The sequence below is a fragment of the Pseudomonas sp. GW822-FHT03F04 genome, from assembly GCF_058801405.1.
In genome coordinates, this window is record NZ_JBXANF010000004.1 from 553,109 (window position 1) to 578,077 (window position 24,969).

At 61.7% G+C, this 24,969-nt stretch carries 28 protein-coding genes; 13 read left to right on the top strand and 15 right to left on the bottom strand.

The genetic code is table 11. The annotated features are described in order from the left end of the window. Window positions 1-109: 109 nt before the first annotated feature. The gene (locus AC1RMX_RS12220; protein WP_102620348.1) at window positions 110-439 is read right to left on the bottom strand and encodes an EscU/YscU/HrcU family type III secretion system export apparatus switch protein; all 330 of its coding nucleotides are present in this window, start codon (window positions 437-439) and stop codon (window positions 110-112) included. Further along, on the bottom strand, window positions 436-2,013 hold the full coding sequence (gene fliK / locus AC1RMX_RS12225; protein WP_493072033.1) for a flagellar hook-length control protein FliK: 1,578 nt from the start codon (window positions 2,011-2,013) through the stop codon (window positions 436-438). Before fliK ends, AC1RMX_RS12220 begins: the two co-directional genes overlap by 4 nt. A gap of 197 nt (window positions 2,014-2,210) precedes the next feature. Between fliK and ccmA the strand changes: the two genes are divergently transcribed. The 10 genes from ccmA (at window position 2,211) to AC1RMX_RS12275 (ending at window position 9,591) form a co-directional block, all read left to right on the top strand. Next, window positions 2,211-2,846, top strand: coding sequence for a cytochrome c biogenesis heme-transporting ATPase CcmA (ccmA, locus tag AC1RMX_RS12230; RefSeq protein WP_096822154.1), 636 nt, complete (start codon window positions 2,211-2,213; stop codon window positions 2,844-2,846). Further along, a complete protein-coding gene (ccmB, locus tag AC1RMX_RS12235) occupies window positions 2,843-3,511 on the top strand; it encodes a heme exporter protein CcmB (RefSeq protein WP_096822153.1) in 669 nt (222 codons plus the stop codon). The genes ccmA and ccmB overlap by 4 nt, the downstream gene beginning before the upstream one ends. A 78-nt stretch (window positions 3,512-3,589) precedes the next feature. After that, a complete protein-coding gene (locus AC1RMX_RS12240; RefSeq protein ID WP_096822152.1) occupies window positions 3,590-4,345 on the top strand; it encodes a heme ABC transporter permease in 756 nt (251 codons plus the stop codon). Further along, the gene (gene ccmD, locus AC1RMX_RS12245) at window positions 4,342-4,518 is read left to right on the top strand and encodes a heme exporter protein CcmD (protein ID WP_008055370.1); all 177 of its coding nucleotides are present in this window, start codon (window positions 4,342-4,344) and stop codon (window positions 4,516-4,518) included. Before AC1RMX_RS12240 ends, ccmD begins: the two co-directional genes overlap by 4 nt. After that, on the top strand, window positions 4,515-4,970 hold the full coding sequence (gene ccmE / locus AC1RMX_RS12250) for a cytochrome c maturation protein CcmE (protein WP_096822151.1): 456 nt from the start codon (window positions 4,515-4,517) through the stop codon (window positions 4,968-4,970). Before ccmD ends, ccmE begins: the two co-directional genes overlap by 4 nt. A gap of 3 nt (window positions 4,971-4,973) precedes the next feature. After that, window positions 4,974-6,962 carry a heme lyase CcmF/NrfE family subunit gene (locus tag AC1RMX_RS12255; protein WP_102620350.1) on the top strand — a complete coding sequence of 663 codons (1,989 nt, stop codon included), beginning with the start codon at window positions 4,974-4,976 and terminating at the stop codon, window positions 6,960-6,962. Beyond that, on the top strand, window positions 6,959-7,495 hold the full coding sequence (locus AC1RMX_RS12260; RefSeq protein WP_007959246.1) for a DsbE family thiol:disulfide interchange protein: 537 nt from the start codon (window positions 6,959-6,961) through the stop codon (window positions 7,493-7,495). Before AC1RMX_RS12255 ends, AC1RMX_RS12260 begins: the two co-directional genes overlap by 4 nt. Continuing rightward, window positions 7,492-7,962 (top strand): cytochrome c-type biogenesis protein, encoded by a 471-nt coding sequence (locus tag AC1RMX_RS12265; RefSeq protein WP_011333089.1) that lies wholly within the window; start codon window positions 7,492-7,494, stop codon window positions 7,960-7,962. The genes AC1RMX_RS12260 and AC1RMX_RS12265 overlap by 4 nt, the downstream gene beginning before the upstream one ends. Next, window positions 7,959-9,158: a c-type cytochrome biogenesis protein CcmI gene (gene ccmI / locus AC1RMX_RS12270; protein WP_096822149.1), complete on the top strand. Its 1,200-nt coding sequence runs from the start codon at window positions 7,959-7,961 to the stop codon at window positions 9,156-9,158. Before AC1RMX_RS12265 ends, ccmI begins: the two co-directional genes overlap by 4 nt. Before the next feature lie 25 nt (window positions 9,159-9,183). Further along, window positions 9,184-9,591 (top strand): hypothetical protein, encoded by a 408-nt coding sequence (locus AC1RMX_RS12275; protein ID WP_493065507.1) that lies wholly within the window; start codon window positions 9,184-9,186, stop codon window positions 9,589-9,591. A 52-nt stretch (window positions 9,592-9,643) separates the two neighbouring features. On the opposite strand, the gene AC1RMX_RS12280 is transcribed toward AC1RMX_RS12275, so the two are convergent. The 4 genes from AC1RMX_RS12280 to AC1RMX_RS12295 form a co-directional block, all read right to left on the bottom strand. After that, a complete protein-coding gene (locus AC1RMX_RS12280; protein WP_493072036.1) occupies window positions 9,644-10,147 on the bottom strand; it encodes a VapC50 family PIN domain-containing toxin in 504 nt (167 codons plus the stop codon). Window positions 10,148-10,228: 81 nt separating this feature from the next. After that, the gene (locus tag AC1RMX_RS12285) at window positions 10,229-10,696 is read right to left on the bottom strand and encodes a helix-turn-helix domain-containing protein (protein ID WP_096822147.1); all 468 of its coding nucleotides are present in this window, start codon (window positions 10,694-10,696) and stop codon (window positions 10,229-10,231) included. An 84-nt stretch (window positions 10,697-10,780) separates the two neighbouring features. Further along, the gene (locus AC1RMX_RS12290; RefSeq protein ID WP_493072039.1) at window positions 10,781-11,668 is read right to left on the bottom strand and encodes a LysR family transcriptional regulator; all 888 of its coding nucleotides are present in this window, start codon (window positions 11,666-11,668) and stop codon (window positions 10,781-10,783) included. A gap of 21 nt (window positions 11,669-11,689) precedes the next feature. Further along, window positions 11,690-12,409: an SDR family oxidoreductase gene (locus AC1RMX_RS12295; protein WP_493072041.1), complete on the bottom strand. Its 720-nt coding sequence runs from the start codon at window positions 12,407-12,409 to the stop codon at window positions 11,690-11,692. A gap of 222 nt (window positions 12,410-12,631) precedes the next feature. Here AC1RMX_RS12295 and AC1RMX_RS12300 point away from each other — a divergent pair, with 222 nt between their 5' ends. Then, the gene (locus tag AC1RMX_RS12300; protein WP_096822144.1) at window positions 12,632-12,844 is read left to right on the top strand and encodes a type II toxin-antitoxin system HicA family toxin; all 213 of its coding nucleotides are present in this window, start codon (window positions 12,632-12,634) and stop codon (window positions 12,842-12,844) included. Next, on the top strand, window positions 12,844-13,248 hold the full coding sequence (locus AC1RMX_RS12305; protein ID WP_096822143.1) for a type II toxin-antitoxin system HicB family antitoxin: 405 nt from the start codon (window positions 12,844-12,846) through the stop codon (window positions 13,246-13,248). The genes AC1RMX_RS12300 and AC1RMX_RS12305 overlap by 1 nt, the downstream gene beginning before the upstream one ends. A gap of 46 nt (window positions 13,249-13,294) precedes the next feature. Here AC1RMX_RS12305 and AC1RMX_RS12310 read toward each other — a convergent pair whose 3' ends face one another. Further along, window positions 13,295-14,482 (bottom strand): MFS transporter, encoded by a 1,188-nt coding sequence (locus AC1RMX_RS12310; protein ID WP_249484155.1) that lies wholly within the window; start codon window positions 14,480-14,482, stop codon window positions 13,295-13,297. 243 nt (window positions 14,483-14,725) lie between these two features. Here AC1RMX_RS12310 and AC1RMX_RS12315 point away from each other — a divergent pair, with 243 nt between their 5' ends. After that, a complete protein-coding gene (locus AC1RMX_RS12315; RefSeq protein WP_096822141.1) occupies window positions 14,726-15,346 on the top strand; it encodes a DUF5666 domain-containing protein in 621 nt (206 codons plus the stop codon). 53 nt (window positions 15,347-15,399) lie between these two features. On the opposite strand, the gene AC1RMX_RS12320 is transcribed toward AC1RMX_RS12315, so the two are convergent. From AC1RMX_RS12320 to gcl, 8 genes are all read right to left on the bottom strand, one after another. Next, window positions 15,400-16,398, bottom strand: coding sequence for a sulfate ABC transporter substrate-binding protein (locus tag AC1RMX_RS12320; protein ID WP_102620357.1), 999 nt, complete (start codon window positions 16,396-16,398; stop codon window positions 15,400-15,402). A 105-nt stretch (window positions 16,399-16,503) separates the two neighbouring features. Continuing rightward, on the bottom strand, window positions 16,504-17,328 hold the full coding sequence (locus AC1RMX_RS12325) for an ion transporter (RefSeq protein ID WP_096822139.1): 825 nt from the start codon (window positions 17,326-17,328) through the stop codon (window positions 16,504-16,506). Between the two features lie 21 nt (window positions 17,329-17,349). After that, window positions 17,350-18,264 (bottom strand): urea transporter, encoded by a 915-nt coding sequence (locus AC1RMX_RS12330; protein WP_096822138.1) that lies wholly within the window; start codon window positions 18,262-18,264, stop codon window positions 17,350-17,352. Between the two features lie 145 nt (window positions 18,265-18,409). Further along, window positions 18,410-19,825, bottom strand: coding sequence for a pyruvate kinase (pyk, locus tag AC1RMX_RS12335; RefSeq protein ID WP_096822137.1), 1,416 nt, complete (start codon window positions 19,823-19,825; stop codon window positions 18,410-18,412). Next, window positions 19,822-21,096, bottom strand: a complete 1,275-nt coding sequence (locus AC1RMX_RS12340) for a glycerate kinase type-2 family protein (RefSeq protein ID WP_096822136.1) — start codon at window positions 21,094-21,096, stop codon at window positions 19,822-19,824. The genes pyk and AC1RMX_RS12340 overlap by 4 nt, the downstream gene beginning before the upstream one ends. Window positions 21,097-21,184: 88 nt before the next feature. Then, complete coding sequence (locus AC1RMX_RS12345) at window positions 21,185-22,078, bottom strand: 2-hydroxy-3-oxopropionate reductase (protein ID WP_007959284.1); 894 nt, start codon at window positions 22,076-22,078, stop codon at window positions 21,185-21,187. Window positions 22,079-22,121: 43 nt separating this feature from the next. Further along, window positions 22,122-22,904 carry a hydroxypyruvate isomerase gene (hyi, locus tag AC1RMX_RS12350; protein ID WP_007959286.1) on the bottom strand — a complete coding sequence of 261 codons (783 nt, stop codon included), beginning with the start codon at window positions 22,902-22,904 and terminating at the stop codon, window positions 22,122-22,124. A 61-nt stretch (window positions 22,905-22,965) separates the two neighbouring features. Next, a complete protein-coding gene (gcl, locus tag AC1RMX_RS12355) occupies window positions 22,966-24,741 on the bottom strand; it encodes a glyoxylate carboligase (protein WP_096822134.1) in 1,776 nt (591 codons plus the stop codon). Window positions 24,742-24,969 lie beyond the last annotated feature (228 nt).

The following is a 24,969-nucleotide window of genomic DNA, read 5'->3' on the forward strand; positions in this document are numbered from 1 at the left end:
GTGGTTATGAGTCGAGGAAGGGGACCACTGTGGCGCGGACGTTGGGAGCCTTGCCAGACACGGGTTGGGAAATGCCCTTTGGCAGGCCGGGGATGGGACTTTCGGAAGCTCAGTAATCGTCGCCGCGTTCGGTGACGTCCTTCTCGACCATAGGCGCATTCGGGTCCTGTCCCGCCGGGAACTTGCCCTTGAGGTTCCAGGCAAACGCGATGATCTCGGCAATCGTCAGGTACAGCTCCTGCGGGATGCTGTCGCCCAGTTCCATACGCGCCAGCAACTTCACCAGCTCGGCGTTCTCGTAAATCGGCACTTCACACTCGCGGGCGATCCGCAGGATTTCTTCGGCCAGCTCTTCGTCGCCCTTGGCGGTGAGGGTCGGGGCGTGGCTGCCGTCGTATTTGAGGGCGATGGCCTGGCGTGGAGCAGTGGAATCGTTCATGCGGTTTCGTCGACCCAGCGGTGTTCGAGACGGGTTTGGTTGCCTTGCGGCGGGGTGCCGAGGTGGCAGTCGAGATCGCCGACGTTGAGACCGGAATCCAGCAGGCGCTGGCGCAGGGCGCTCAGGTTGTTTTCGATCAGGCTCGCGGTAAAGGGGCGTTCGGCCCAGAGCTGACTCGACAGGCTGCCACTGATCAGTTGCGCCTGAATCTGCATCGGCCCCAGCGGTTCCATGTCGAAGGCCAGATCGACGCGCCACAGCTGCTGTTTGGTTTCGCGCTCACTGTCTCGGCGGTCATTCTTCTGTTCTTCCTGCGGGGCTTCTTCGCGCTGGAACTTGACCTGCAACGGCACGATGTCCTGCATATTGCGCATCGGGATTTCCAGCTGCCAGGTGCTGAGCAGTCGACCGTCGTCGGTCACGCCGGTCTGCTCCAGGCTCGACAGCTGATGGCTTTGCAGGCGCGAGACAGCGGCGGCCGCCAGGCGCAGGAGATGTTCCAGATCACCTTCACCTTCCAGGCTTTGCAACAGCCGGTCCGGCAGCGGGAAGCTGCTCGGCACCGGTTTGGCGCTGACCTGGCCGAGCATGCCGAGGGCATTGCGCACGAAGCTCGGCATCGCCTGGGCGAGTGTGTTGGCGGCGATGATGGCGTTCAGGTTGGTATTGCCGGGCAGGCCGGGGGTGAGTTGCGCGATCAGCTTGAGCAGATCGGCTTTCATGTCCGGGGTCAGCGTCGGGTTTTGCCCGGTCAACAGTTTGGCTTCAAGAAACGCGCCACTGTTGAGCAGTGCCTGGGCCAGGCCTTTGGGCGTGGTCAGTTGCTCGACGTCCGGCAGGTTGGCCAGCAGCCGGTCCACGGCGGCGCGCAGATCACTGGAGGTCTGATCGTCGGCGGGCGGCAGGCTCTGGAGCATTTTCAGCAAACCGTCCAGCGAACCCTGGCGGCTCTGCTGGCTGACCAGTTGCTGACTGACCGCCAATTGTTCCTGGCGATTGCTCAGCGGCAGGAATTTCAGGGTCTGGGAATCCTGTACCAGCGCCGACAGCAGGGTGCCGATGCGCAACGGTTGCGGGCTGTCGAGGCTCAGGGTGCTGCCGCTCAATACCGTGTTGAGCAGGCTGACCGTCGAGCGGAACACCGTCGGCTGCCCTGGCACTTGCGGCAAGGCCTGATTCGTCAGCACTTTGCCTTGCAGCAACGTACCGACCGGCAATTGCGCGGTATCGATGCGGGTTAGGGTGGCGACAGCCGTGGCGATGGCCTGTTGCACGGTGACCGCGAGATTGCCCGCCGACGGCTGGGTGACGGCCAGGTTGGTGCCTTGCGGCAGCGGCAGGGGGCTGGTCGCCTGCACGGTGGTCTGACGGCCGCTGTCGAGGGTGACCTTGAGCAGCACCTGAAAGGCTTGGTCCGCAGGCTTGAGCGACAACACCTCGGCCTTGGCGCTCTGGCCGGCGGCAATCAGCCCGTCCATCGGCGTCAACAGCTTGAGCAGCTCGCCGCTGACCTGCAAACGTGAGTTCGCCGGAGAGGGTTGCGGGAGCGGGAGGATGTTCATTTCGCCTGTCATACGCGGACACAACCTGAGGAAAATGCGCTCGGGAGAGGGAGAGACGCCATGTATAATGCCGCCCGTCTTTCCGTTCGTTCAAAAAACATAGCAATTGTTTGACGCAGCTCTCTGGATTGAGCCGTCATTGCATTTATGCTGCAACTCTTTAACGGCCGCCCCAGAGCCGACTTGAACCGTATAAGGCCCGTGAACCCTTGACCAGTCCTGTCCTGCAAACCGTTGGCCTCGCGTGTGAGCGTGATCTCAGGCTGCTCTTCGAAAATCTCGAATTGAGACTGGCCAGTGGCGATATGGTGCAGATCAGCGGTCCCAACGGCAGCGGCAAGACCAGTCTCTTGCGTTTGCTGTCCGGACTGATGCAACCGACCGACGGTCAGGTGCTGCTCAACGGCAAACCGCTGAGCGAGCAACGCAGCGAACTGGCGCGCAACCTGCTGTGGATCGGCCATGCCGCCGGCATCAAGGACCTGCTCACCCCGGAAGAAAACCTCGCCTGGCTCTGCGCCCTGCATCAACCTGCCGAACGCGACGCGATCTGGCAGGCACTGGCGGCGGTTGGATTGCGCGGTTTCGAAGATGTTCCCTGTCATAGCCTGTCCGCCGGTCAGCAACGCCGCGTGGCGTTGGCGCGCCTTTACCTCGACAGCCCGCCGCTGTGGATTCTCGATGAACCGTTCACCGCGCTGGACAAGCAGGGCGTGGCGCAACTCGAAGAACACCTGGCCAATCACTGCGAGCAGGGCGGTCTGGTGGTGTTGACCACCCATCACACGCTGAGCCGGATGCCGGCCGGTTATCGCGACATCGATCTGGGGAATTGGGCGGTATGAGTGTGTTCGGCCTGCTGGTTGCCCGTGAATCCCGACTGCTGTTCCGCCGCCCGGCGGAGCTGGCCAATCCGCTGATTTTCTTCGCCATCGTCATCGCGCTGTTCCCGCTGGCCGTCGGACCGGAAACTCAAGTATTGCAAAACTTGTCCCCGGGGTTAGTCTGGGTGGCGGCTCTCTTGTCGGTCCTGCTCTCGCTGGACGGGCTTTTCCGCAGTGATTTCGAAGATGGATCCCTTGAACAGTGGGTCCTTTCGCCGCACCCCCTGCCACTTCTGGTATTGGCCAAGGTGCTGGCACACTGGCTTTTTTCCGGGCTGGCACTGGTTTTGCTCTCGCCGTTACTGGCGTTGATGCTCGGGTTGCCGGCTGCGTGTCTGCCGGTATTGCTGCTTTCGTTGTTGCTGGGTACACCGGTGCTGAGCTTGCTCGGCGCGGTGGGCGCGGCGCTGACGGTCGGTCTGAAACGCGGTGGCCTGTTACTGGCGCTGCTGATTCTGCCGTTGTACATCCCGGTGTTGATCCTCGGCAGTGGCGCCTTGCAGGCGGCACTGCAAGGCATGCCGGCGATGGGTTATCTGTTGTGGCTTGGCAGCCTGACCGCCCTGGCGATAACCCTGACACCCTTTGCAATAGCTGCTGGCCTGAAGATCAGCGTCGGCGAATAATGAGGTCTGGTTAAAATTTAACCAGCAAAGACCCTGAGACTGCTCACACCGATGAGCGGCACCCGTGATGGAAACAGTATGAACTGGACCTGGTTTCACAAGCTCGGCTCGCCCAAGTGGTTCTATGGCATCAGCAGCAGGCTGTTGCCGTGGTTGAGCATTGCCGCGTTGCTGCTGATCACCGTTGGCGTCGTCTGGGGCCTGGCCTTCGCGCCGCCGGACTATCAGCAAGGCAACAGCTTTCGCATCATCTACATCCACGTACCCGCTGCGATGCTCGCTCAGTCGATCTACGTGATGCTGGCGGTGTGCGGTGTGGTCGGGCTGGTGTGGAAGATGAAACTGGCCGACGTCGCCCTGCAATGTGCCGCACCGATCGGCGCGTGGATGACCGCCGTGGCGCTGGTCACCGGGGCGATCTGGGGCAAACCGACCTGGGGTTCGTGGTGGGTCTGGGACGCGCGCCTGACCTCGATGCTGATTCTGCTGTTCCTGTATTTCGGCGTGATCGCCCTGGGCAACGCCATCAGCAATCGCGACAGCGCCGCCAAGGCCTGCGCGGTGCTGGCCATCGTCGGCGTGATCAACATCCCGATCATCAAATACTCGGTGGAGTGGTGGAACACCCTGCACCAGGGCGCGACTTTCACCCTCACCGAAAAACCGGCGATGCCGGCCGAAATGTGGCTGCCGCTGCTGCTGACGGTGCTGGGTTTCTACTGTTTCTTCGGCGCCGTGCTGTTGCTGCGCATGCGCCTTGAAGTGCTCAAGCGCGAAGCCCGCGCCAGTTGGGTGAAAGAAGAAGTGCAGAACAGCCTGGAGGCCGCTCGATGAGTTTCGCGTCATTCGGCGACTTCCTCGCCATGGGCCATCACGGCCTGTATGTCTGGTCGGCCTACGGCATCTGCCTGGCGGTGCTGGCCCTCAACGTGGCGGCGCCGATCCTGGCCCGCAAGCGGTATCTGCAACAAGAGGCGCGTCGTCTGCGCCGGGAGAACGGCAAGTGAATCCGCTGCGCAAAAAGCGTCTTATCATCATTCTGGCGATTCTGGTCGGGGTCGGCGCTGCCGTCGGCCTGGCCCTGAGCGCCCTGCAGCAGAACATCAATCTGTTTTACACCCCGACCCAGATCGCCAACGGTGAAGCGCCGCAGGACACCCGCATCCGCGCCGGCGGCATGGTCGAGAAAGGTTCGCTGCAACGCTCCTCGGACTCCCTGGACGTCAAATTCGTGGTCACTGACTTCAACAAGTCCGTGACCATCACCTATCGTGGAATCCTGCCGGACCTGTTCCGCGAAGGGCAGGGCATCGTCGCACTGGGCAAGCTCAACGCCGACGGCGTCGTGGTCGCCGATGAAGTGCTGGCCAAGCACGACGAGAAATACATGCCGCCGGAAGTGACCAAAGCACTGAAGGACAGCGGTCAATCCGCGCCAACCCCTGCGAAGGAGGGTTGATCGATGACATCCAGCATTTTCATTCCTGAGTTGGGCCATCTGGCCATGATCCTGGCGCTGTGTTTCGCGCTGGTGCAGGCCGTGGTGCCGTTGCTCGGTGCCTGGCGCGGCGACCGTCTGTGGATGGGCCTCGCCCAGCCAGCGGCGTGGGGGCAGTTTGCGTTCCTGTTGTTTGCCTTTGGCGTCCTGACCTACGCGTTCATGACCGACGATTTCTCCGTGGCTTACGTCGCGATGAACTCCAACAGCGCGCTGCCGTGGTACTACAAGTTCAGCGCGGTGTGGGGCGCCCACGAGGGTTCGCTGCTGCTGTGGGCCTTGATCCTCGGGGGCTGGACCTTCGCGGTGTCGGTGTTCTCCCGGCAACTGCCGCAAGTCATGCTCGCCCGCGTGCTGGCGGTGATGGGCATGATCAGCACCGGATTCCTGTTGTTCCTGATCCTCACCTCCAACCCGTTTTCGCGGATCCTGCCGCAGATCCCGGCCGACGGTCGTGACCTCAATCCGTTGTTGCAGGATATCGGCCTGATCGTCCACCCGCCGATGCTGTACATGGGCTATGTCGGTTTCTCGGTGGCCTTCGCGTTCGCCATCGCCGCACTGCTCGGCGGCCGTCTCGATGCGGCATGGGCACGCTGGTCGCGTCCGTGGACCATCGTCGCCTGGGCTTTCCTCGGCATCGGCATCACCCTCGGTTCGTGGTGGGCTTACTACGAACTCGGCTGGGGCGGCTGGTGGTTCTGGGACCCGGTGGAAAACGCCTCGTTCATGCCTTGGCTGGTGGGCACGGCGCTGATCCACTCGCTGGCAGTCACGGAAAAACGTGGCGTGTTCAAGAGCTGGACGGTGTTGCTGGCGATTGCCGCCTTCTCCCTGAGCCTGCTCGGCACCTTCCTCGTGCGTTCCGGCGTGCTGACGTCGGTGCACGCGTTTGCCTCCGATCCGGAGCGCGGCGTGTTCATCCTGATCTTCCTGTTGTTCGTGGTCGGTGGTTCGCTGACGCTGTTTGCCTTGCGCGCCCCGGTGGTCAAGAGCCAGGTCGGTTTCAACCTGTGGTCGCGGGAAACCCTGCTGCTGGGCAACAACCTGGTGCTGGTGGTGGCTGCGTCGATGATCCTGCTGGGCACGCTGTATCCGCTGATTCTCGATGCCATCAGCGGCGCCAAGTTGTCGGTCGGCCCGCCGTATTTCAACGCGCTGTTCATTCCGTTGATGGCCTTGCTGATGGTGGTGATGGCGGTCGGTGTGATCGTGCGCTGGAAAGACACACCGGTGAAATGGCTGGTCAGCATGCTCACTCCGGTGCTGCTGGGCAGCGTGGCGCTGGCCGTGGTGGCCGGTGTTGCCTATGGCGATTTCAACTGGGCGGTGCTGGCGACGTTCCTGCTGGCGGCCTGGGTGTTGCTGGCCGGCGTGCGCGACATCTTCGACAAGACCCGCCACAAAGGCCTGATCAAAGGTCTGCCAACTCTGACCCGCAGCTACTGGGGCATGCAACTCGCTCACCTCGGCATCGCCGTCTGCGCCCTGGGCGTGGTGTTGTCGAGCCAGAACAGTGCCGAACGCGACCTGCGTCTGGCGCCGGGCGAGTCGATGGAACTGGCCGGTTATCAGTTCGTGTTTGAAGGCGCCAAACATTTTGAAGGCCCGAACTTCACCTCCGACAAAGGCACCATCCGGGTGATCCGCGATGGCCGGGAAATCAGCGTGCTGCACCCGGAAAAACGCCTGTACACCGTGCAGAGTTCGATGATGACCGAAGCCGGGATCGACGCCGGTTTCACCCGCGACCTCTACGTCGCATTGGGTGAGCCACTGGGCGATGGCGCCTGGGCAGTGCGGGTACACGTCAAACCGTTTGTGCGCTGGATCTGGTTCGGTGGTCTGCTGACCGGTTTCGGTGGTTTGCTCGCAGCGCTGGATCGGCGCTACCGGGTCAAGGTCAAAGCCAAGGTGCGTGAAGCGCTGGGCATGGAAGGAGCCGCTGCATGAGACGTTGGTTGATGCTGGTGCCATTGGCGATTTTCCTGCTGGTGGCCGTATTCCTTTATCGCGGTCTGTACCTGGATCCAGCGGAGCTGCCGTCGGCGATGATCAACAAACCGTTCCCGGAGTTTTCCCTGCCGGCGGTGCAGGGCGACAAGACCCTGACCAAAGCTGACATTCTCGGCAAACCGGCGCTGGTCAACGTCTGGGGCACCTGGTGCATTTCCTGCCGGGTCGAGCACCCGGTGCTGAACAAACTCGCCGAGCGCGGCGTGGTGATCTACGGCATCAACTACAAGGACACCAACGCCGATGCGTTGAAGTGGCTGGCCGAATTCCACAATCCGTATCAACTGGACATCCGCGACGACGAAGGCTCCCTGGGCCTGAACCTCGGTGTCTACGGCGCACCGGAAACCTTCTTCATCGACGCCAAGGGCATCATCCGCGACAAGTACGTCGGGGTGATCGACGAGCAGGTCTGGCGCGAAAAACTGGCGGCCAAGTATCAGGCGCTGGTTGACGAGGCCAAGCCATGAAGCGCTTTTTAGCCGCCATGGTGTTGGGCTTGAGTCTGGCGGGTGTGGCTCACGCCGCCATCGACACCTACGAGTTCGCCAAAGAAGGCGATCGCGAGCGTTTCCGTGAGTTGACCAAGGAACTGCGTTGCCCCAAATGCCAGAACCAGGACATCGCCGATTCCAACGCGCCGATTGCCGCCGACCTGCGCAAAGAGATTTTCCGCATGCTCGGCGAGGGCAAGGACAATCAGCAGATCATCGACTTCATGGTCGACCGCTACGGTGATTTCGTGCGCTACAAACCGGCGCTCAATGCCAAGACCGCGCTGCTGTGGTTTGGCCCCGCCGGATTGTTGCTCGGCGGTTTTGTCGTCATCGCCGTGATCGTCCGCCGCCGTCGCGGGCAACGTGCCGAGACTCCGCAATCGCTGTCCCCTGAAGAGCGTCAGCGCCTCGACCAACTGTTGGATAAAAACCAAGAATGATTGATTTCTGGCTTGCCGCAGGGCTGTTGCTTCTGGTCGCCCTGAGTTTTCTGCTGATCCCCGTTCTGCGTGAACGTCGCGCCCAGCGTGAAGAGGATCGGACTGCCCTGAACGTCGCGCTGTATCAGGAACGTGTCGCCGAGTTGCAATCGCAGCAGGCCGAGGGTGTTCTCGATGCCGCGCAAATGGACAGCGGCCGTGCCGAAGCGGCGCGGGAACTGCTGGCCGACACCGAGGGCGTGGCTCCAGCGCGGGTTTCGCGTCTGGGCAAACCATTGCCGCTGCTGGCGGCCGTGCTGGTGCCGGTGTTGGGCCTGGGCCTCTATATGCATTTTGGTGCCGCCGACAAAGTCGAACTGACCCGGGAATTCGCCCAGGCGCCGCAGTCGATGGAAGAGATGACCCAGCGTCTGGAACGCGCCGTGGCCGCGCAACCGGATTCCGCCGAAGGCCTGTACTTCCTCGGTCGTACCTACATGGCTCAGGATCGTCCGGCAGACGCGGCGAAGATGTTCGAACGCGCCGCCAACCTGGCCGGTCGTCAGCCGGAACTGCTCGGCCAGTGGGCGCAGGCGCAGTACTTCGCCGATGGCAAGAAGTGGTCGGAGAAGATTCAGGCCCTGACTGACGAAGCACTGAAGGCTGATCCGAAAGAAGTTACCAGCCTCGGCCTGCTGGGCATCGCCGCATTCGAAGGCGAGCGCTATCAGCAAGCCATCGATTACTGGAACCGTCTGCTGGCGCAACTGCCGCCGGAAGACAAATCCCGTGAGCCTCTGCAAGGCGGCATCGCCCGCGCCACTGAAAAACTTGAGGCCAGCGGCGGTAAGGTCGCCCAGGCTCCGGTCGCGAAAACCGCGCTGCTCAAGGTCAGCGTCGATCTGGCCGCCGAGCTCAAGGGCAAGGTGCAACCGGGTGACAGCGTGTTCATCTTCGCCCGTGCAGTGTCTGGCCCTCCAGCACCGTTGGCCGCCAAGCGACTGACCGTCGCCGACCTGCCGGTGACTGTCGAACTGGGCGATGCCGACGCAATGATGCCGCAATTGAAACTGTCGAACTTCCCCGAAGTCCAACTGGTTGCGCGCATCTCCCGAGCCGGTCAACCGACCGCCGGTGAGTGGGTCGGCCGCAGCGGGCCTCTGGCCAGCAGCACCACCGCGCCACAAAAACTGACCATCGACAGCCCGGACAAATAGCCGGAACCAACAGGAAAGCACCGCCATGAACGCCATCGCCCGAATCACAGTCCTCACACTGGCCCTGGGCTTGAGCGCATGTGCGGTGCAACGACCGGAGCCGACCACAAGGCTGCCGCCGATTCCGCCATCACAACCCGGCCCGACCCCGTCGACCACCCCGACGCCGGGCAAACCGGGCATCCCGGCCAAACCCGCGAAACCGGCCCCACGCACCTCCGCCAGCTTCGCCCCACCACCGGGCGGCAATAGCCACTGGGATCAGAAGCTGGGCGTGTATGTGCTGGATGACCAGACCAACACCTTCTACCGCCAGCGCACCTACTACCGCTGGAACAACGGCTGGAGCCGCTCGATCAGCCCGAACGGACCGTGGGAAGAAACCAATATCCACGGCGTACCGGCGGGGCTGGGCAAGCAGTTCGGGGAGTAATGGAAAACGGCGATCTTTGGATCGCCGTTTTGCTGTGTGGGGTAATGAACTTTCAAAGGATCACGTGATAGCCGCTGAGTGCCTGGACCGACTTAACCAGGCCTTGTCGTTGCAGTAGATCAAGAAAGGTTTCGACGTCCATGGCAGGCATTTTCAGCTGCCGACGCTGCTTTTGGGCCGCAGCAACCACAGCTGCAGGATCAAGCCCAAAGAGGTTATCGACGAACTCGTCCGGATGCTGCGCCTCGATGCCGAAAGGCTCCAGCGTTTTGCATGGAAAGTCTTTCTGGTTGAAGGTCACTATCACACTTGCGCCGCAACGGATGGCCGCTGCCAGAACATGACGATCATCGCAGTCAGGCAACGTGAGTCCGGTAATCAGATCTTCATAGTCATGGACGCAGGCGTCGGGTATCGCTTGATCCATCAGGCCGGACGTACGATCCAGCTGTTCCATCGTCAGGTCAGGGCGGTTCTTCAGCAGATTGCGTTTCCATTCGCAGTGAATCTCCTGGGTCCATCGCGCCCGAAATCGTCCTGAGAGGGCAAGCCACATGAGGAAGTCTCTCAAGGGGGCGGGGTACAAGACGCATGCATCGGCTTTTCATTGGCGAGGCAGCAGTGAAAGAGGAATGCCTCACTCGTATCCTGTCCTTAACGCCTGGGCTTGTTCCGCGAGAAGCGCCATTGCCTGCTCGCTGGCGGTGGTGCGCCGGTTCTTATAGTCCATCAGATCGGCAAAGCGCACACGTCGGTGCTTGCCTGTTTTGTGGTAGGACAACTCGCCGCTTTCCAGCAGTTTTATGAGGTGTGGACGTGAGACGTTGAGCAGGTCGGCGGCTTCCTGGGTCGTCAATTCGGCATGCACCGGAACGACCTGGACCGCGTTGCCGGCTGCCAGCTCCGCCAGAATGTCGATCAGCAGGCGCAGGGCCGAGGTGGGAAGTTCGACGCGATGAGCTTCGTTCCGCTCGTCGAAAATCTGGATGTGCTGAGTCTCGAAATGGGTCGCGAGGTAAGCAGCCAGAGCGCGCTGCCCTTCAATGGCGGCTTTTACTTCGCGTTCTACAGGGAGGCTGATCGAGGGATGAATAACGGTCGACATGGCGAGTCCGGCTTTGGGAATGAGGAATGCCGGAACGTTATTCGAAATAAGCGAAAATCGCAATAAACGAAACGAGTGCTGGTTTTACGACATTTCCGCCAACACCCCCTGCACATATTCAACAAACGCCCGCGCCTTGGCGCTGGCCATCCGTCCCGTCGGAAACACCGCCCACAGCTCCTGCTTCGGCAACACCCAGTCGCTCATGACAGCCTTCACTGCGCCACTGGCCAGTTCCGGCGCAAACATCCATTCCGAGCCCAGCCCCAGGCCCTGATGGGCGAGAACCGCCTCACGCAAACCTTCGGCAGCACTGACGCGCAGGCGGCCATTGACGGTCACGGACTGTTCTTCGCCATCCTTGTTGAAATGCCAGGTCGCGCCACCGCCGCGGTTGTAGATGACGGCGCGATGTTGGGTCAGATCGGCAGGGCAGGCGGGTTTACCGTGACTGGCAAAGTAGGCCGGCGTGCCCAGCACGACGCGCCGGCATTCGGCGATCTTGCGTACGGTCAGGCCGGAGTCGCTGAGCGGGCCCAGGCGCAGGGCAACGTCGATGCCTTCTTCCACGAGGTTGATGTTCTGGTCGTCGAGCAGCAGGTCGACATTGAGCTGCGGGTGTTGATCGAGGAACGGCCCCAGGTGTGGAACCACATGCATCCGGCCGAAGGTGACGGCGGTGCTGATGCGCAGGTTGCCACTCAGGCCGCTGGCGGCGCCGCGAGCTGCATTGTCGGCCTCGTCGGCTTCTTCGAGGGTGCGTTTGGCCCGTTCGAAAAACGCCAGCCCGGCTTCTGTCGGCGTCAGGCCTCGGGTCGAGCGCAACAGCAGGCGCACGGCGAGTCGGGTTTCGAGTTGGGCGATGGTTTTCGACACGGCCGGCTGACCGATATTCAGCCGCCGGGCGGCAGCGGAAAACGAACCGGTTTCCACGACGTAGACAAAGGTTTCCATGGCGGCGAGGCGGTCCATCGGGTGTCCCTGTGCCAGTGATCAGAACGCGGCTTTGCCGACCGAGGCGCCGCCGTCGACAAACAAGGTCTGCCCGGTGATGAATCCGCTTTGTTCGGACAACAGAAAGGCAATGGCCGAAGCGATCTCTTCCGGTTGCCCGAGACGGCCCATCGGCACCCCGGCCAGATACCGCGCTTCACCTTCGCTGCCCGGCGGGTTGTTGGCGCGAAACAGTTCTGTCTCGGTCGGTCCCGGCGCGACGGCGTTGACGGTAATCCCGGTCTGCGCCAGCTCCAGCGCCCACGAGCGCGTGAAACTGACCAGCGCCGCTTTCGCCGCCGCATACGCGGTGCGCTGAGAGATACCGAGCACGGTCAGGCTGGAAATGTTCACCACCCGACCCCAGCCGCGCGTGCGCATGCCCGGCAACAATGCCTGAGTCGCCTGCAAGGCCGAATGCAGGTTGACCCGCATCACGTCGTCGAACGCATCGAGATCGATCTCCCCCAACGCTTGCGGTCGCACCAGCCCGACATTGTTCACCAGTCCGTCGAACTCATAAGTGCGCGCCAGATCCGCCAGCACTTCACCGGCGAGCTTGCGATCACTCAGGTCCAGCGGAAACAGAATCCCCGGGAAACTCAGATCCGGCTTACGGGCAATCCCCACCACCCGATGCCCGGCCCGATCCAGATGCTCGGCCAGCGCCCGCCCGATACCCTTGCTGGCGCCGGTGATGAGGAAGGTACGACGGGTCATGGCAACTCCTTGGGGGGGGGCGGATTGTTCGGGCGGTTTTGATGGGGTGAGGGTGCTGAGTGTAATGCGGGTTGTGCGTGGCGTCCTCAAACGGCATGCGGTGATTGCAACGGTTCTGGAAAACACGCTGCAACATAACCGACCGTCGTTCTGCGAATTTCTGTGCTTGAGTAAATATAACTCTAGGGTTACTTTTGTTTGGCCGAAGCAAGGAGACGCTTGGTGCAGAGCAGGTTATTGATCAAGGAGCTGGAGGAGGCAGGCTGGACGCTGGATCGGGTTACCGGCAGTCATCACATCTTCACGCACCGTTACAACCCTTACACGATTCCCGTTCCTCACCCGAAAAAGGATTTGCCGGTCGGAACGGTCAAGAGCATCAGGAGGCGTGCCGGGTTGCACAACCCGCCAGCCAGTTACAAAGGAGATCCGTAATGCAATATCCAATCTGCATCGAGTGGGGCGACGAGAACACCGCCATCGGTATTCAGATCCCCGATATTCCCGGCGCTGTGACGGCCGGAGATACGTTTGAGGATGCCTACAACGCTGCCGTCGAGATTGCACACATCATGCTGCAGGAGATTGCAGCGGAAGGTGATTCGATTCCGATGCCGACTTCTGCGGCTGCTCATCGCAACAATCCAGAGTTCGCGGACATGGGTTGGGGCATGCTGGAGCTGGACATCTCGCCCTACATGGGCAAGACCGAAAAGGTCAATGTGACACTGCCCGGTTACGTCATCCAGCGGATTGACCGCTACGTGCGAGAACATAATGTCAAAAGCCGCTCTTCCTTTCTGGCGGATGCCGCCATGGAAAAACTGGTTCGGCATTGAGCATCAGGCACTGTCGGATCAGCGATCCGACAGTGCTTTCAAGTTTCTAGGCAGTCGCCAAAACACCCTTTTGCGAAACACTCAAGAACCGCACCAGTGCCAGTAACGGGAACACGCTGCCGACGATCACGATCCACAGCCAGCCGCCGTGCTCATACACCGCGCTGGCGATCGACGAGCCGAAGGCACCGCCGATGAAGATGCTGGTCATGTACAGCGCGTTGAGGCGACCGCGGCTTTTGGCGTCGAGGGAGTAGACCGCGCGCTGGCCGAGTACCATGTTCATTTGCACGCAGAAGTCGAGCACGACGCCGGTCACGGCCAGGCCTATCACGCTGTAGGCCGGGTGGATGAAGGCGGGCAGGAAGCTCAGGCTGGCGAACAGCATGGCCAGCAGCGAGGCGACGCGAGTGTGGCCGGCGTCGGCCAGGCGTCCGCTGATCGGCGCGGCAATCGCACCGATGGCGCCGACCAGGGCGAAGATCGCGATTTCACTCTGGGACAGGCCATGGTTGCGCGCCAGTTCCAGTGGCACGGCGGTCCAGAACAAGCTGAAGGTGGCGAACATGCAGGCCTGGTAGAACGCCCGCTGACGCAGCACCGGTTGCTTGCGCAGCAGTGTCCACAACGATCCGAGCAACTGGCCGTAGGAAGCGCTGTGATCCGGTTGGCGCTTGGGCACGGTCAACGCCAGGACGACGCTGATTGCCGCCATCAACCCTGCCGCGATCATGAACATCGCCCGCCAGCCAAAATGGTCGGCGACTACGCTCGACACCGGCCGCGCCAGCAGAATGCCCAGCAGCAGACCGCCCATGATCCCGCCGACCACCCGGCCACGGGATTCTTCCGGTGCCAGATGCGCCGCCAATGGAATCAGCACCTGCACCGACACCGAGCTGAAACCCACCAGCAACGAAATCAGCAGGAACACATTGGGCTGATCGGTGAACGCCGCCCCGAGCAGACTGGCAATCGCCACCACCGTGGTGATGATCATCAAGCGGCGGTTTTCCAGCAGATCCGCCAGCGGCACCAGGAAAAACAGGCCCAGCGCATAACCGATCTGGGTCAGCGACACGATGAAGCTGGCCATGGTGTCGGTCAGACCGATGTCCGGGGCAATCAGGCCGATGATCGGCTGGGCGTAGTAGATGTTGGCAACGATGGCGCCGCAGCAGAAAGCGAACAGCAGCACCATGCCTCGGGTCATTGCGTGAGTTGTGGCGGTCATAGGGTTTCTCGATCCAGCGAAAAGGAATGCGGTGAGGCTAAGGGACGAACCGGGCCGGCGGTAGAAGCCTTGGATCGATATCAGTTATTCCGTTGCGGAATAGGTGGCGGCCGGTGAGGTGTCGTCCATCGGCGAACCTTGCGTCCGACCGGGGAGGGGCGATGATACATTCACTTACATCTTGTTCGATAGCGTGCTTATGTTGTCAGTGGATTTCCACCTGCGAACAACCGGAGGATTGCGATGTTTCGTCAGCTGCTTCGCCACACCACGACTCTTGCATTGATCGGCGTGCTCAGCGCCGGCAGCGTCTACGCCGGTGACGCCCCGGGGATGCGCATTGGCGTGCGCGGCGAAATTACCGGGGTCAGCCCCGAGTCGCTCAAGGTTCACGTCAACAGCGGTGAAAACGTGGTGGTTCAGTTGACCCCGGACACCAAGGTCCGCGCGGTTACCCTGGCCAATATCGAAGACATCAAGCCCGGCAGTTACATTGGCTCGGCAGCCATTCCCCAGGAGGATGGGACGCTCAAGGCGCTGGAGGTGCATGTCTTCCCGCCGGAGCTGGCCGGCAGCGGCGATGGCCATCGGCCGTTCGACCTGGCCAAGGGCAGCAGCATGACCAATGGCAGCGTCGGCGATCTGGTGGTGAGCAACGGCCGGGTGCTGACCGTCAACTACAAGGGCGGCCAGCAGAAGATCCTGGTGCCGGAGGATGTGCCGATCGTCAACCTGGCGCCCGGCGATCGCAGCCTGCTCAAGGTTGGGGTGAAGATCGTCACCTTCGTCACCCAGAGTGCGGACGGCACGTTGACCGCGCAATCGATCTCGGCCGGCAAGGATGGCGTGAAACCGCCGATGTGAACGCATAAAAAAGGCGACCTCTTCAGGTCGCCTTTTTCATGTCAGCTCACGCCTTACTGGCCGCTGTAGATCTGGTCGAAGATCCCGCCATCGTTGAAGTGGGTCTTCTGCACGGTGCGCCAGTCGCCGAAGGTCTTCTCGACCGACAGGAAGTCGACTTTCGGGAAGCGGTCGGTGTACTTGGCCAGTACCGCCGGGTCACGTGGACGCAGGTAGTTGGCGGCGGCGATCTCCTGGCCTTCCGGCGACCACAGGTACTTCAGGTATTCCTCGGCAGCGGCGCGAGAGCCTTTCTTCTCGACGACTTTGTCGACCACCGACACCGGCGGCTCGGCTTCGGCGGAGACGCTTGGGTAGATGACTTCGAACTGGTCGCGGCCGAACTCGCGGGCGATCATTTCGGCTTCGTTCTCGAAGGTCACCAGCACGTCGCCGATCTGGTTGGTCATGAACGTGGTAGTCGCGGCGCGGCCACCGGTGTCCAGCACTGGCGCTTGCTTGAACAGCTTGCCGACGAAGTCTTTCGCCTTGTTCTCGTCACCGCCGTTTTTCAGCACATAGCCCCACGCCGACAGGTAGGTGTAGCGGCCGTTACCCGAGGTTTTCGGGTTCGGCACGATCACCTGCACGCCGTCCTTGAGCAGGTCCGGCCAGTCTTTCAGGGCTTTCGGGTTGCCTTTGCGGACGATGAACACAGTGGCCGAAGTGAACGGCGCACTGTTGTTCGGCAGACGGGTGACCCAGTCTTTCGGCACCAGTTGACCGTTGTCCGCCAGGGCGTTGATGTCGGTGGCCATGTTCATGGTAATGACGTCAGCCGGCAGGCCGTCGATGACCGAGCGCGCCTGCTTGCTTGAGCCACCGAAAGACATCTGCACGGTGATGCTCTCTTTGTGTTCGGCCTGCCAGTGTTTCTGGAACGCAGCGTTGTAGTCCTTGTAGAAATCGCGCATCACGTCGTAGGAAACGTTGAGCAGGGTCGGTGCGGCTTGAGCGACGCTACCGAAGGCAAGACCAGCGGCGAGAAGTGAGGCGCCAAAGAGTTTTTTCACTGCGCATTCCTTGTTCTGTAGGGGGTGTCTTTACAAAGATGAGGCCATTTGCCAGCGACTATAGCGGGGCGCGCATAGTCACTTAAAGATTAAAAAGAACTTTGCTTATTCCATTTTCTTGAACAGCGCATTGCCACAACGGGAGCAGAACGACGCTTCCTGTTCATGGTTGTTTTTTGTGCACACCGGGCAGTCGTGCTGCAACTGACCCCCGCGCATGGCCGTGGCCAGTTCAGCGGTGAAAATCCCGGTGGGCACGGCGATGATCGAGTAACCAGTCACCATCACCAGCGACGAAATCACCTGGCCGAGAACGGTCTTGGGCACGATGTCGCCGTAACCCACGGTGGTCAGGGTCACGATAGCCCAATAGATGCCTTTGGGAATGCTGGTGAAGCCGTGTTCCGGGCCTTCGACCACGTACATCAAGGTGCCGAACACCGTGACCAGGGTGCAGACGCTGAGCAGGAACACGAGGATTTTCTGCTTGCTGCCGCGCAGGGCATCGAGCAGGTAATGCGCCTGTTTCAGGTACGGGCCGAGCTTGAGTACGCGGAAGATCCGCAGCATCCGGATCACCCGGATGATCAGCAGGTACTGGGCATCGCTGTAATACAGCGCGAGGATGCCGGGCACGATCGCCAGCAAGTCCACCAGCCCGTAGAAACTGAAGGCGTAGCGCAGCGGTTTGGGCGAGCAGTACAGGCGCAGCAGGTACTCGCCGAGGAAGATGACCGTGAAGCCCCATTCGATATACGCCAGCACATTGGCGTAGTTCTGGTGGACGTCGTCGATGCTGTCGAGGATCACGATCACCAGACTGGCGAAGATGATCAGCAGCAGGGTCTTGTCGAAACGGCGGCCAGCCACCGTGTCGGTCTGGAAAATGATCACGTACAGGCGATCACGCCACGTGTTGTTACCGTTCATGCACATCGCCTTGGCCATCAATCAGCGCAGCCTAGGTTGATTCTCCCCGTTAGCGCAAGGCGCGGCGTTGATCTGCGGTTGGCGCATCAGGCGAATGCCGGTGCGCAGCAGCCAGCAGGCGAGAATGAAGGGCGCCGTGAGGGTCGCCAGACCCAGGGCGCTGAACAGTGGCGTCAACAACAGTGCCAGGCCGATGCCGAACAGCGGCAACCACGGTTGCTGGCGTTGTGCGCTGAAGGCGAGGGCGGCGAGCACCGCGTTGTAGCCGCCCAGACCCAGCAGCGCGACCTGGCTGTCGTGGTGCAACAGGCTGGAACCGAGGCCAATCACCGAAGCCAACAGCGCCCAGGCGAAGGCTCGGCGATCGGCGATCAGCAAACCGGCAGCGATCAATCCACCGGCCAACGGATGGTCGAGGAACATCACCTGACCAAAGCCTTTCAGGGCAGCACCGAGCAGGTTCAGGGTGTTCAGTTCAAGTGCCGGTGCCGGCGTCGAAGGCTCGGCGAAACACAGGAATACCCAGCTCAGCAACACGAACGGCGCAGTGTAGGCGGGCAGGTATTCAGTGAGGCGTGCGCGTTTGAGCCACTGCTGCGTGATCATCGCGCTCAGACCACCGGCCGCCAGAATCAGCGGTGGCAGCATCGGCGACCAGGGGAAATACAGGCTCAGCAACAGGCCGACCAGCACGCCGTTGTAGCTGAACAGTCCGGCCTGGCGATCCGCCTTGGCATAGTTGCGGCGTTGCGCGGTGAGCAAACCGGCGACCGCGCCGAGCAGCGCGCCGGCGAACAGCACCGGCGCGGTGAATAAAATGGCCAAAAGGCACAGGAGTCCACACAGCGGATGGCGCTGGAGGAATATCTGACTGAAGCCGTTGAGCAAGGCCTCGGCCCAGTCGGGGCAGTGGGTGTTGAAATGGTTGGCAGGCATGTCTGGAGAATCTGGGCAGTGGGGAAATCAAAAGGTCTTGCTTGAAGCTGTGGCGAGGGAGCTCGTACCCGGCTAATGCGGTGTCTCTTGTGGAAACCGTCATGCCGAGCGACGGGAGCACGCTCCCGCGCCACACAGGTGTTACTTAAATCAATGTTTCGATCCGCAGCGAATTAGTCGACCCCGGTTGCCCAAACGGCACACCCGCGGTGATCAGCAACGTATCGCCACGCTCGGCCATTCCTTGAGCCTGAGCGATTTCCAGCGCGGTCGAGCACACCTCATCCACCTGACGCAGGCGATCATTGACCACCGAATGAATGCCCCACGCCACGCTCAGACGGCGGGCGGTCTGCAGGTTCGGTGTCAGGTTGAGGATCGGCGCCTTTGGCCGCTCCCGCGCCGCACGCAGACTCGATGCACCGGACTCGCTGTAATTGACCAGTACCGCCACCGGCAGCACGTTGCTGATGCGACGGATCGCGCAACTGATCGCATCGGACACGGTCGCTTCGGCTTTCGGCCGGCTGACGTCGAGTTGGGTCTGGTAATCCGGACCGTTCTCCACCTGGCGGATGATCTTGCTCATCATCTGCACGGCTTCCAGCGGGTACTCGCCGGACGCGGTTTCGGCCGACAGCATCACCGCATCGGCGCCTTCGGCCACGGCATTGGCAACGTCGGTGACTTCGGCGCGGGTCGGCGCCGGGGAGAAGCGCATCGATTCGAGCATCTGCGTCGCCACCACCACCGGTTTGCCGAGTTGGCGGCATGTGGTGATGATGTTTTTCTGGATTTGCGGCACGCTCTCGGCCGGCACTTCCACGCCGAGGTCACCGCGAGCCACCATGATCGCGTCGCTCAGTTCGGCGATTTCGCGCAGTTGCTCGACGGCCGACGGCTTCTCGATCTTCGCCATCAGGAACGCCTTGTCGCCGATCAGTGCGCGGGCTTCGATAATGTCCTGCGGACGCTGCACGAACGACAGCGCGACCCAGTCCACACCCAGCTCCAGACCGAAGCTCAAGTCGCGGCGATCCTTGGTGGTCAACGGGCTCAGGTCGAGCACCGCTTGCGGCACGTTCACGCCTTTGCGATCCGACAATTCGCCGCCATTGAGCACGGTGGTGTCGATCGCATCGGTGTATTTGGTGACGACGCGCAGACGCAGTTTGCCGTCATCCAGCAGCAGGTCCATCCCGGCTTCCAGCGCGGCGATGATCTCCGGATGCGGCAGGTTCACCCGGCGTTCGTCGCCCGGCGTCGCGTCCAGATCAAGGCGGAACGCCTGACCGCGATGCAACTGAACCTTGCCGTCAGCGAACTTGCCGACCCGCAGCTTCGGCCCTTGCAGGTCCATCAGGATCCCGAGCGGATAGTTGAGCTGGCGCTCGACTTCGCGGATCCACTGATAGCGCTTGGCGTGGTCGGCGTGATCGCCGTGGCTGAAGTTGAGGCGGAAGATATTGACCCCGGCCTCGACCAGCTCGCGGATGTCTTCAATGCCGTCGACGGCAGGCCCGAGGGTGGCGAGGATTTTGACCTTTTTGTCAGGCGTCATGATTTAGAGCTCTCGAGGATCAGGATGGCGCGGAAGTCGTTGACGTTGGTGCGGGTCGGCTCGGTGACGATCAGCGCATCGAGCGCCTCGAAGTAGCCGTAACCGTTGTTGTTATCCAGCTCGTCGCTGGCGCTCAGGCCCAGGGCGGCGGCGCGGGCGTAGCTGTCCGGGGTCATGATCGCGCCGGCGTTGTCTTCCGAGCCGTCGATGCCGTCGGTGTCACCGGCCAAGGCATAGACGCCCGGCTGGCCCTTGAGGCTGTCGGTGAGGCTGAGGAGGAATTCGGCGTTGCGTCCGCCACGGCCATTGCCGCGCACGGTCACCGTGGTTTCGCCGCCTGAGAGGATCACGCACGGCGCTGCCAGCGGCTGGCCGTGATGAATGATCTGGCGGGCGATGCCGGCGTGGACTTTCGCCACTTCGCGGGATTCGCCTTCCAGGTCGCCGAGAATCAGCGTGCTGAAACCGGCCTGACGGCATTTCACCGCCGCCGCATCCAGCGATTGCTGAGGGCGGGCGATCAACTGGAAGTGACTGCGGGCCAGGCTCGGATCACCGGGTTTGACGGTTTCCGATTCCGGGCTTTGCAGCCAGCTGCGCACCGACGCCGGAATCTCGATGCCGTAGCGCTTGATGATCGCCAGCGCTTCGGCGCTGGTGCTCGGGTCGGCCACGGTCGGGCCGGAGGCGATGACCGTGGCGAGGTCGCCCGGTACATCGGAAATCGCATAGGTATAAACAGTCGCAGGCCAGCAGGCCTTGCCCAGGCGTCCGCCCTTGATCGCCGAGAGGTGCTTGCGCACGCAGTTCATCTCGCCGATGGTCGCGCCGGATTTGAGCAGGGCTTTGTTGATCGACTGCTTGTCGGCCAGGGTGATGCCTTCGGCCGGCAGCGCCAGCAGGGCAGAGCCACCGCCGGACAGCAGGAAAATCACGCGGTCGTCTTCGGTCAGGTGGCTGACCAGTTCCAGCACCCGTTTGGCCACGGCCAGACCGGCAGCGTCCGGCACCGGGTGCGCGGCTTCGACCACTTCGATTTTTTCGCACGGGGCGCCGTGACCGTAGCGGGTCACCACGAGGCCCGAGACTTCGCCTTCCCAGCAGCGTTCGACCACTTGCGCCATGGCAGCGGCAGCCTTGCCGGCGCCGATGACGATCACGCGACCGCTGCGATCGGCAGGCAGATGGGCTTCGAGGACCTGGTTCGGATGGGCCGCGTCGATGGCTGTGGCAAACAGCTCGCGCAGCAGTTGTTGCGGATCGACCGACATGGCGGGCTCCCGGAATTCTTGTTATTGGAAGGGCAACTCGGTCCAGTGTGGAAGCAGGGCTGCTTCCACACTGGGGGCAGGGCAGGGCTTACTTCTTGTCGCGAATCGAGAAGTTGGCCATGTGTTCCAGGCCCTTGATCAGCGCCGAGTGGTCCCAGTTGCTGCCACCGATGGCCGCGCAGGTGCTGAACACTTGCTGGGCGTTGGCGGTGTTCGGCAGGTTGATGTTCAGCTCCTTGGCGCCTTGCAGGGCCAGGTTCAGGTCCTTCTGGTGCAGGCTGATGCGGAAGCCCGGATCGAAGGTGCCTTTGATCATGCGGTCGCCATGCACTTCGAGGATCTTCGAGGACGCGAAACCGCCCATCAGCGCTTCACGCACCTTGGCCGGATCGGCACCGTTTTTCGAAGCGAACAGCAGGGCTTCGGCGACGGCCTGAATGTTCAGGGCGACGATGATCTGGTTCGCGACTTTGGCGGTCTGACCGTCGCCATTGCCACCGACCAGGGTGATGTTCTTGCCCATGGCCTGGAACAGCGGCAGTGCGCGTTCGAAGGCATCGGCGTCGCCGCCGACCATGATGCTCAGGGTCGCAGCCTTGGCGCCGACTTCACCACCGGACACTGGAGCGTCGAGGTATTGCGCGCCTTTTTCGTTGATCTTCGCCGCGAAAGCTTTGGTGGCGGTCGGCGAGATCGAGCTCATGTCGATCACGACCTTGCCTTTGCCGATGCCGGCAGCGACGCCGTCGGCGCGGAACAGCACGTCATCGACCTGCGGGGTATCCGGCACCATGACGATGATGAATTCAGCTTCCTGCGCCACTTCGCGTGGGTTGGCCAGGGCGACGGCGCCAGCGGCGACCAGGTCGGCAGGGGCGGCGTCGTGGTGCGCCGACAGGAACAGGCTGTGACCGGCTTTCTGCAGGTTCGCCGCCATTGGGTGGCCCATGATGCCGGTGCCGATGAATCCGATTTTAGCCATGAGAAAATCCTCTTGTTTTTGTCTTGCTCAAGCAAATAGGGGGTCAGATCGCGTTGTGGGTTTTCAGCCAGCCGAGGCCCGCTTCAGTGGTGGTCAGCGGTTTGTACTCGCAGCCGACCCAGCCCTGATAACCGATGCGATCGAGGTGTTCGAACAGGAAGCGGTAGTTGATCTCGCCAGTGCCCGGCTCGTTGCGGCCCGGGTTGTCGGCGAGCTGCACATGGTTGATCTCGGCCAGGTGCGATTGCAGGGTGCGGGCCAGATCGCCTTCCATGATTTGCATGTGATAGATGTCGTATTGCAGGAACAGATTGGCGCTGCCGACCTGCTCGCGAATCGACAGGGCCTGCGCCGTGTTGTTCAGGTAGAAACCCGGGATGTCGCGGGTGTTGATCGCTTCCATCACCAGTTTGATACCGACGGCTTGCAGCTTGTCGGCGGCGTACTTGAGGTTGGCGACGAAGGTCTTTTCAACGGTGGCATCGTCCACGCCCTGCGGACGGATACCGGCCAGGCAGTTGACCTGGGTGTTGCCCAGCACCTGTGCGTAAGCGATGGCCAGATCGACCCCGGCACGGAATTCTTCGACCCGGTCCGGCAGGCACGCGATACCGCGCTCGCCCTTGGCCCAGTCACCGGCCGGCAGGTTGAACAGCACTTGGGTCAGACCGTTGGCGTCGAGTTTGGCCTTGATTTCGGCAGAGCTGAAATCGTAGGGGAACAGGTATTCAACACCGCTGAAGCCAGCCTTGGCGGCGGCGTCGAAACGGGCAAGGAAATCCTGTTCGGTGAACAGCATGGACAGGTTGGCTGCGAAACGCGGCATGGTGGTCTCCCGTTAGAGTGATCGTTCCCGCGCCCGGCGCGGGAACGAACGGCAAGCAGTTTTAATCGAGCAGCGAAATCGCCGTTGGCGCATCGTTGCCGACCAGCGCCAGGTCTTCGAATTCGTTGACGGCGTTGATCTCGGTGCCCATGGAGATGTTGGTCACACGCTCCAGAATGATCTCGACGATCACCGGCACCTTGAACTCTTCGATCATCTGTTCGGCCTTGCGCAGGGCAGGGGCGATTTCAGATGGTTCGAACACACGCAGCGCCTTGCAGCCCAGGCCTTCGGCAACCGCGACGTGGTCGACACCGTAACCGTTGAGTTCCGGCGCGTTCAGGTTATCGAAGGACAGCTGCACGCAGTAGTCCATTTCGAACCCGCGCTGGGCCTGACGGATCAGCCCCAGGTACGAGTTGTTCACCACGACGTGGATGTACGGCAGATTGAACTGAGCGCCGACCGCCAGTTCCTCGATCATGAACTGGAAGTCATAGTCCCCCGACAGGGCCACGACTTTACGGTTCGGATCGGCCTTCACCACGCCCAGCGCTGCCGGAATGGTCCAGCCCAATGGGCCCGCCTGGCCGCAGTTGATCCAGTGACGCGGCTTGTAGACGTGCAGGAACTGCGCGCCGGCAATCTGCGACAGACCGATGGTGCTGACGTAGCAGGTGTCTTTGCCGAACACCTGGTTCATTTCTTCATACACGCGCTGCGGCTTGACCGGCACGTTGTCGAAGTGGGTCTTGCGTTGCAGGCTGGACTTGCGCTGCTGGCAGTCTTGCAGCCATGCACTGCGGTTTTTCAGTTTGCCGGCGGCTTGCCATTCACGAGCGACTTCGATGAACACGGTCAGCGCGGCGGCAGCGTCGGAAACGATGCCCAGGTCCGGGGTGAACACGCGGCCGATCTGGGTGCCTTCGATGTCGACGTGAATGAACTTGCGACCTTCGGTGTACACGTCGACCGAACCGGTGTGACGGTTGGCCCAGCGGTTACCGATGCCCAGCACCACGTCGGATTTCAGCATCGTGGCGTTGCCGTAACGGTGCGAAGTCTGCAGACCGACCATGCCGACCATCAGCGGGTGATCGTCCGGAATGGTGCCCCAGCCCATCAGGGTCGGGATGACCGGGATGCCGGTCAGCTCGGCGAACTCCACCAGCAGGTCGCTGGCGTCGGCATTGATGATGCCGCCACCGGCGACCAGCAATGGACGCTCGGCCTGATCGAGCAGTGCCAGGGCCTTTTCAACCTGCACGCGAGTCGCGCTTGGCTTGGCCAGCGGCAGTGGCTGGTAGGCGTCGATGTCGAATTCGATTTCAGCCATCTGCACGTCGAACGGCAGATCGATCAGCACTGGGCCTGGACGGCCGGAGCGCATTTCAAAGAAGGCTTTCTGGAACGCGTAAGGCACCTGGCCCGGCTCCAGAACGGTGGTCGCCCACTTGGTCACTGGCTTGACGATGCTGGTGATGTCGACCGCCTGGAAGTCTTCCTTGTGCATACGGGCGCGAGGGGCTTGCCCTGTGATGCAGAGGATCGGGATCGAGTCCGCGGAGGCGCTGTACAGACCGGTGACCATGTCGGTGCCGGCAGGGCCGGAAGTACCGATGCACACGCCGATGTTACCGGCCTTGGTGCGAGTGTAGCCCTCGGCCATGTGCGAGGCGCCTTCAACGTGGCGAGCAAGGACGTGATCGATGCCACCGACTTTCTGCAGGGCGGAATACAGCGGGTTGATTGCAGCGCCCGGAATGCCAAAAGCGGTATCAACCCCTTCACGGCGCATCACCAGAACGGCGGCTTCGATTGCTCTCATTTTGCTCATGGTTTTGTGCCTCTTTACGTTTTGTAATTGTATACAAGTGGCTTTGCGCAGAGTGTATTCACGGCGGACGGCGCAGGTCAATCCATTTTCTCAAGCGGCTGTTTCATTCGTCGGAAGCCTGTTCTGCTGTGGCTTTTCGTCGCATGGAGCGCTTTTCGAGAATTATTGTATACAAAAAAATAATTCATTGTGTTCTATTTGTTGCATCGGGCTGCGGCACAAACGCGC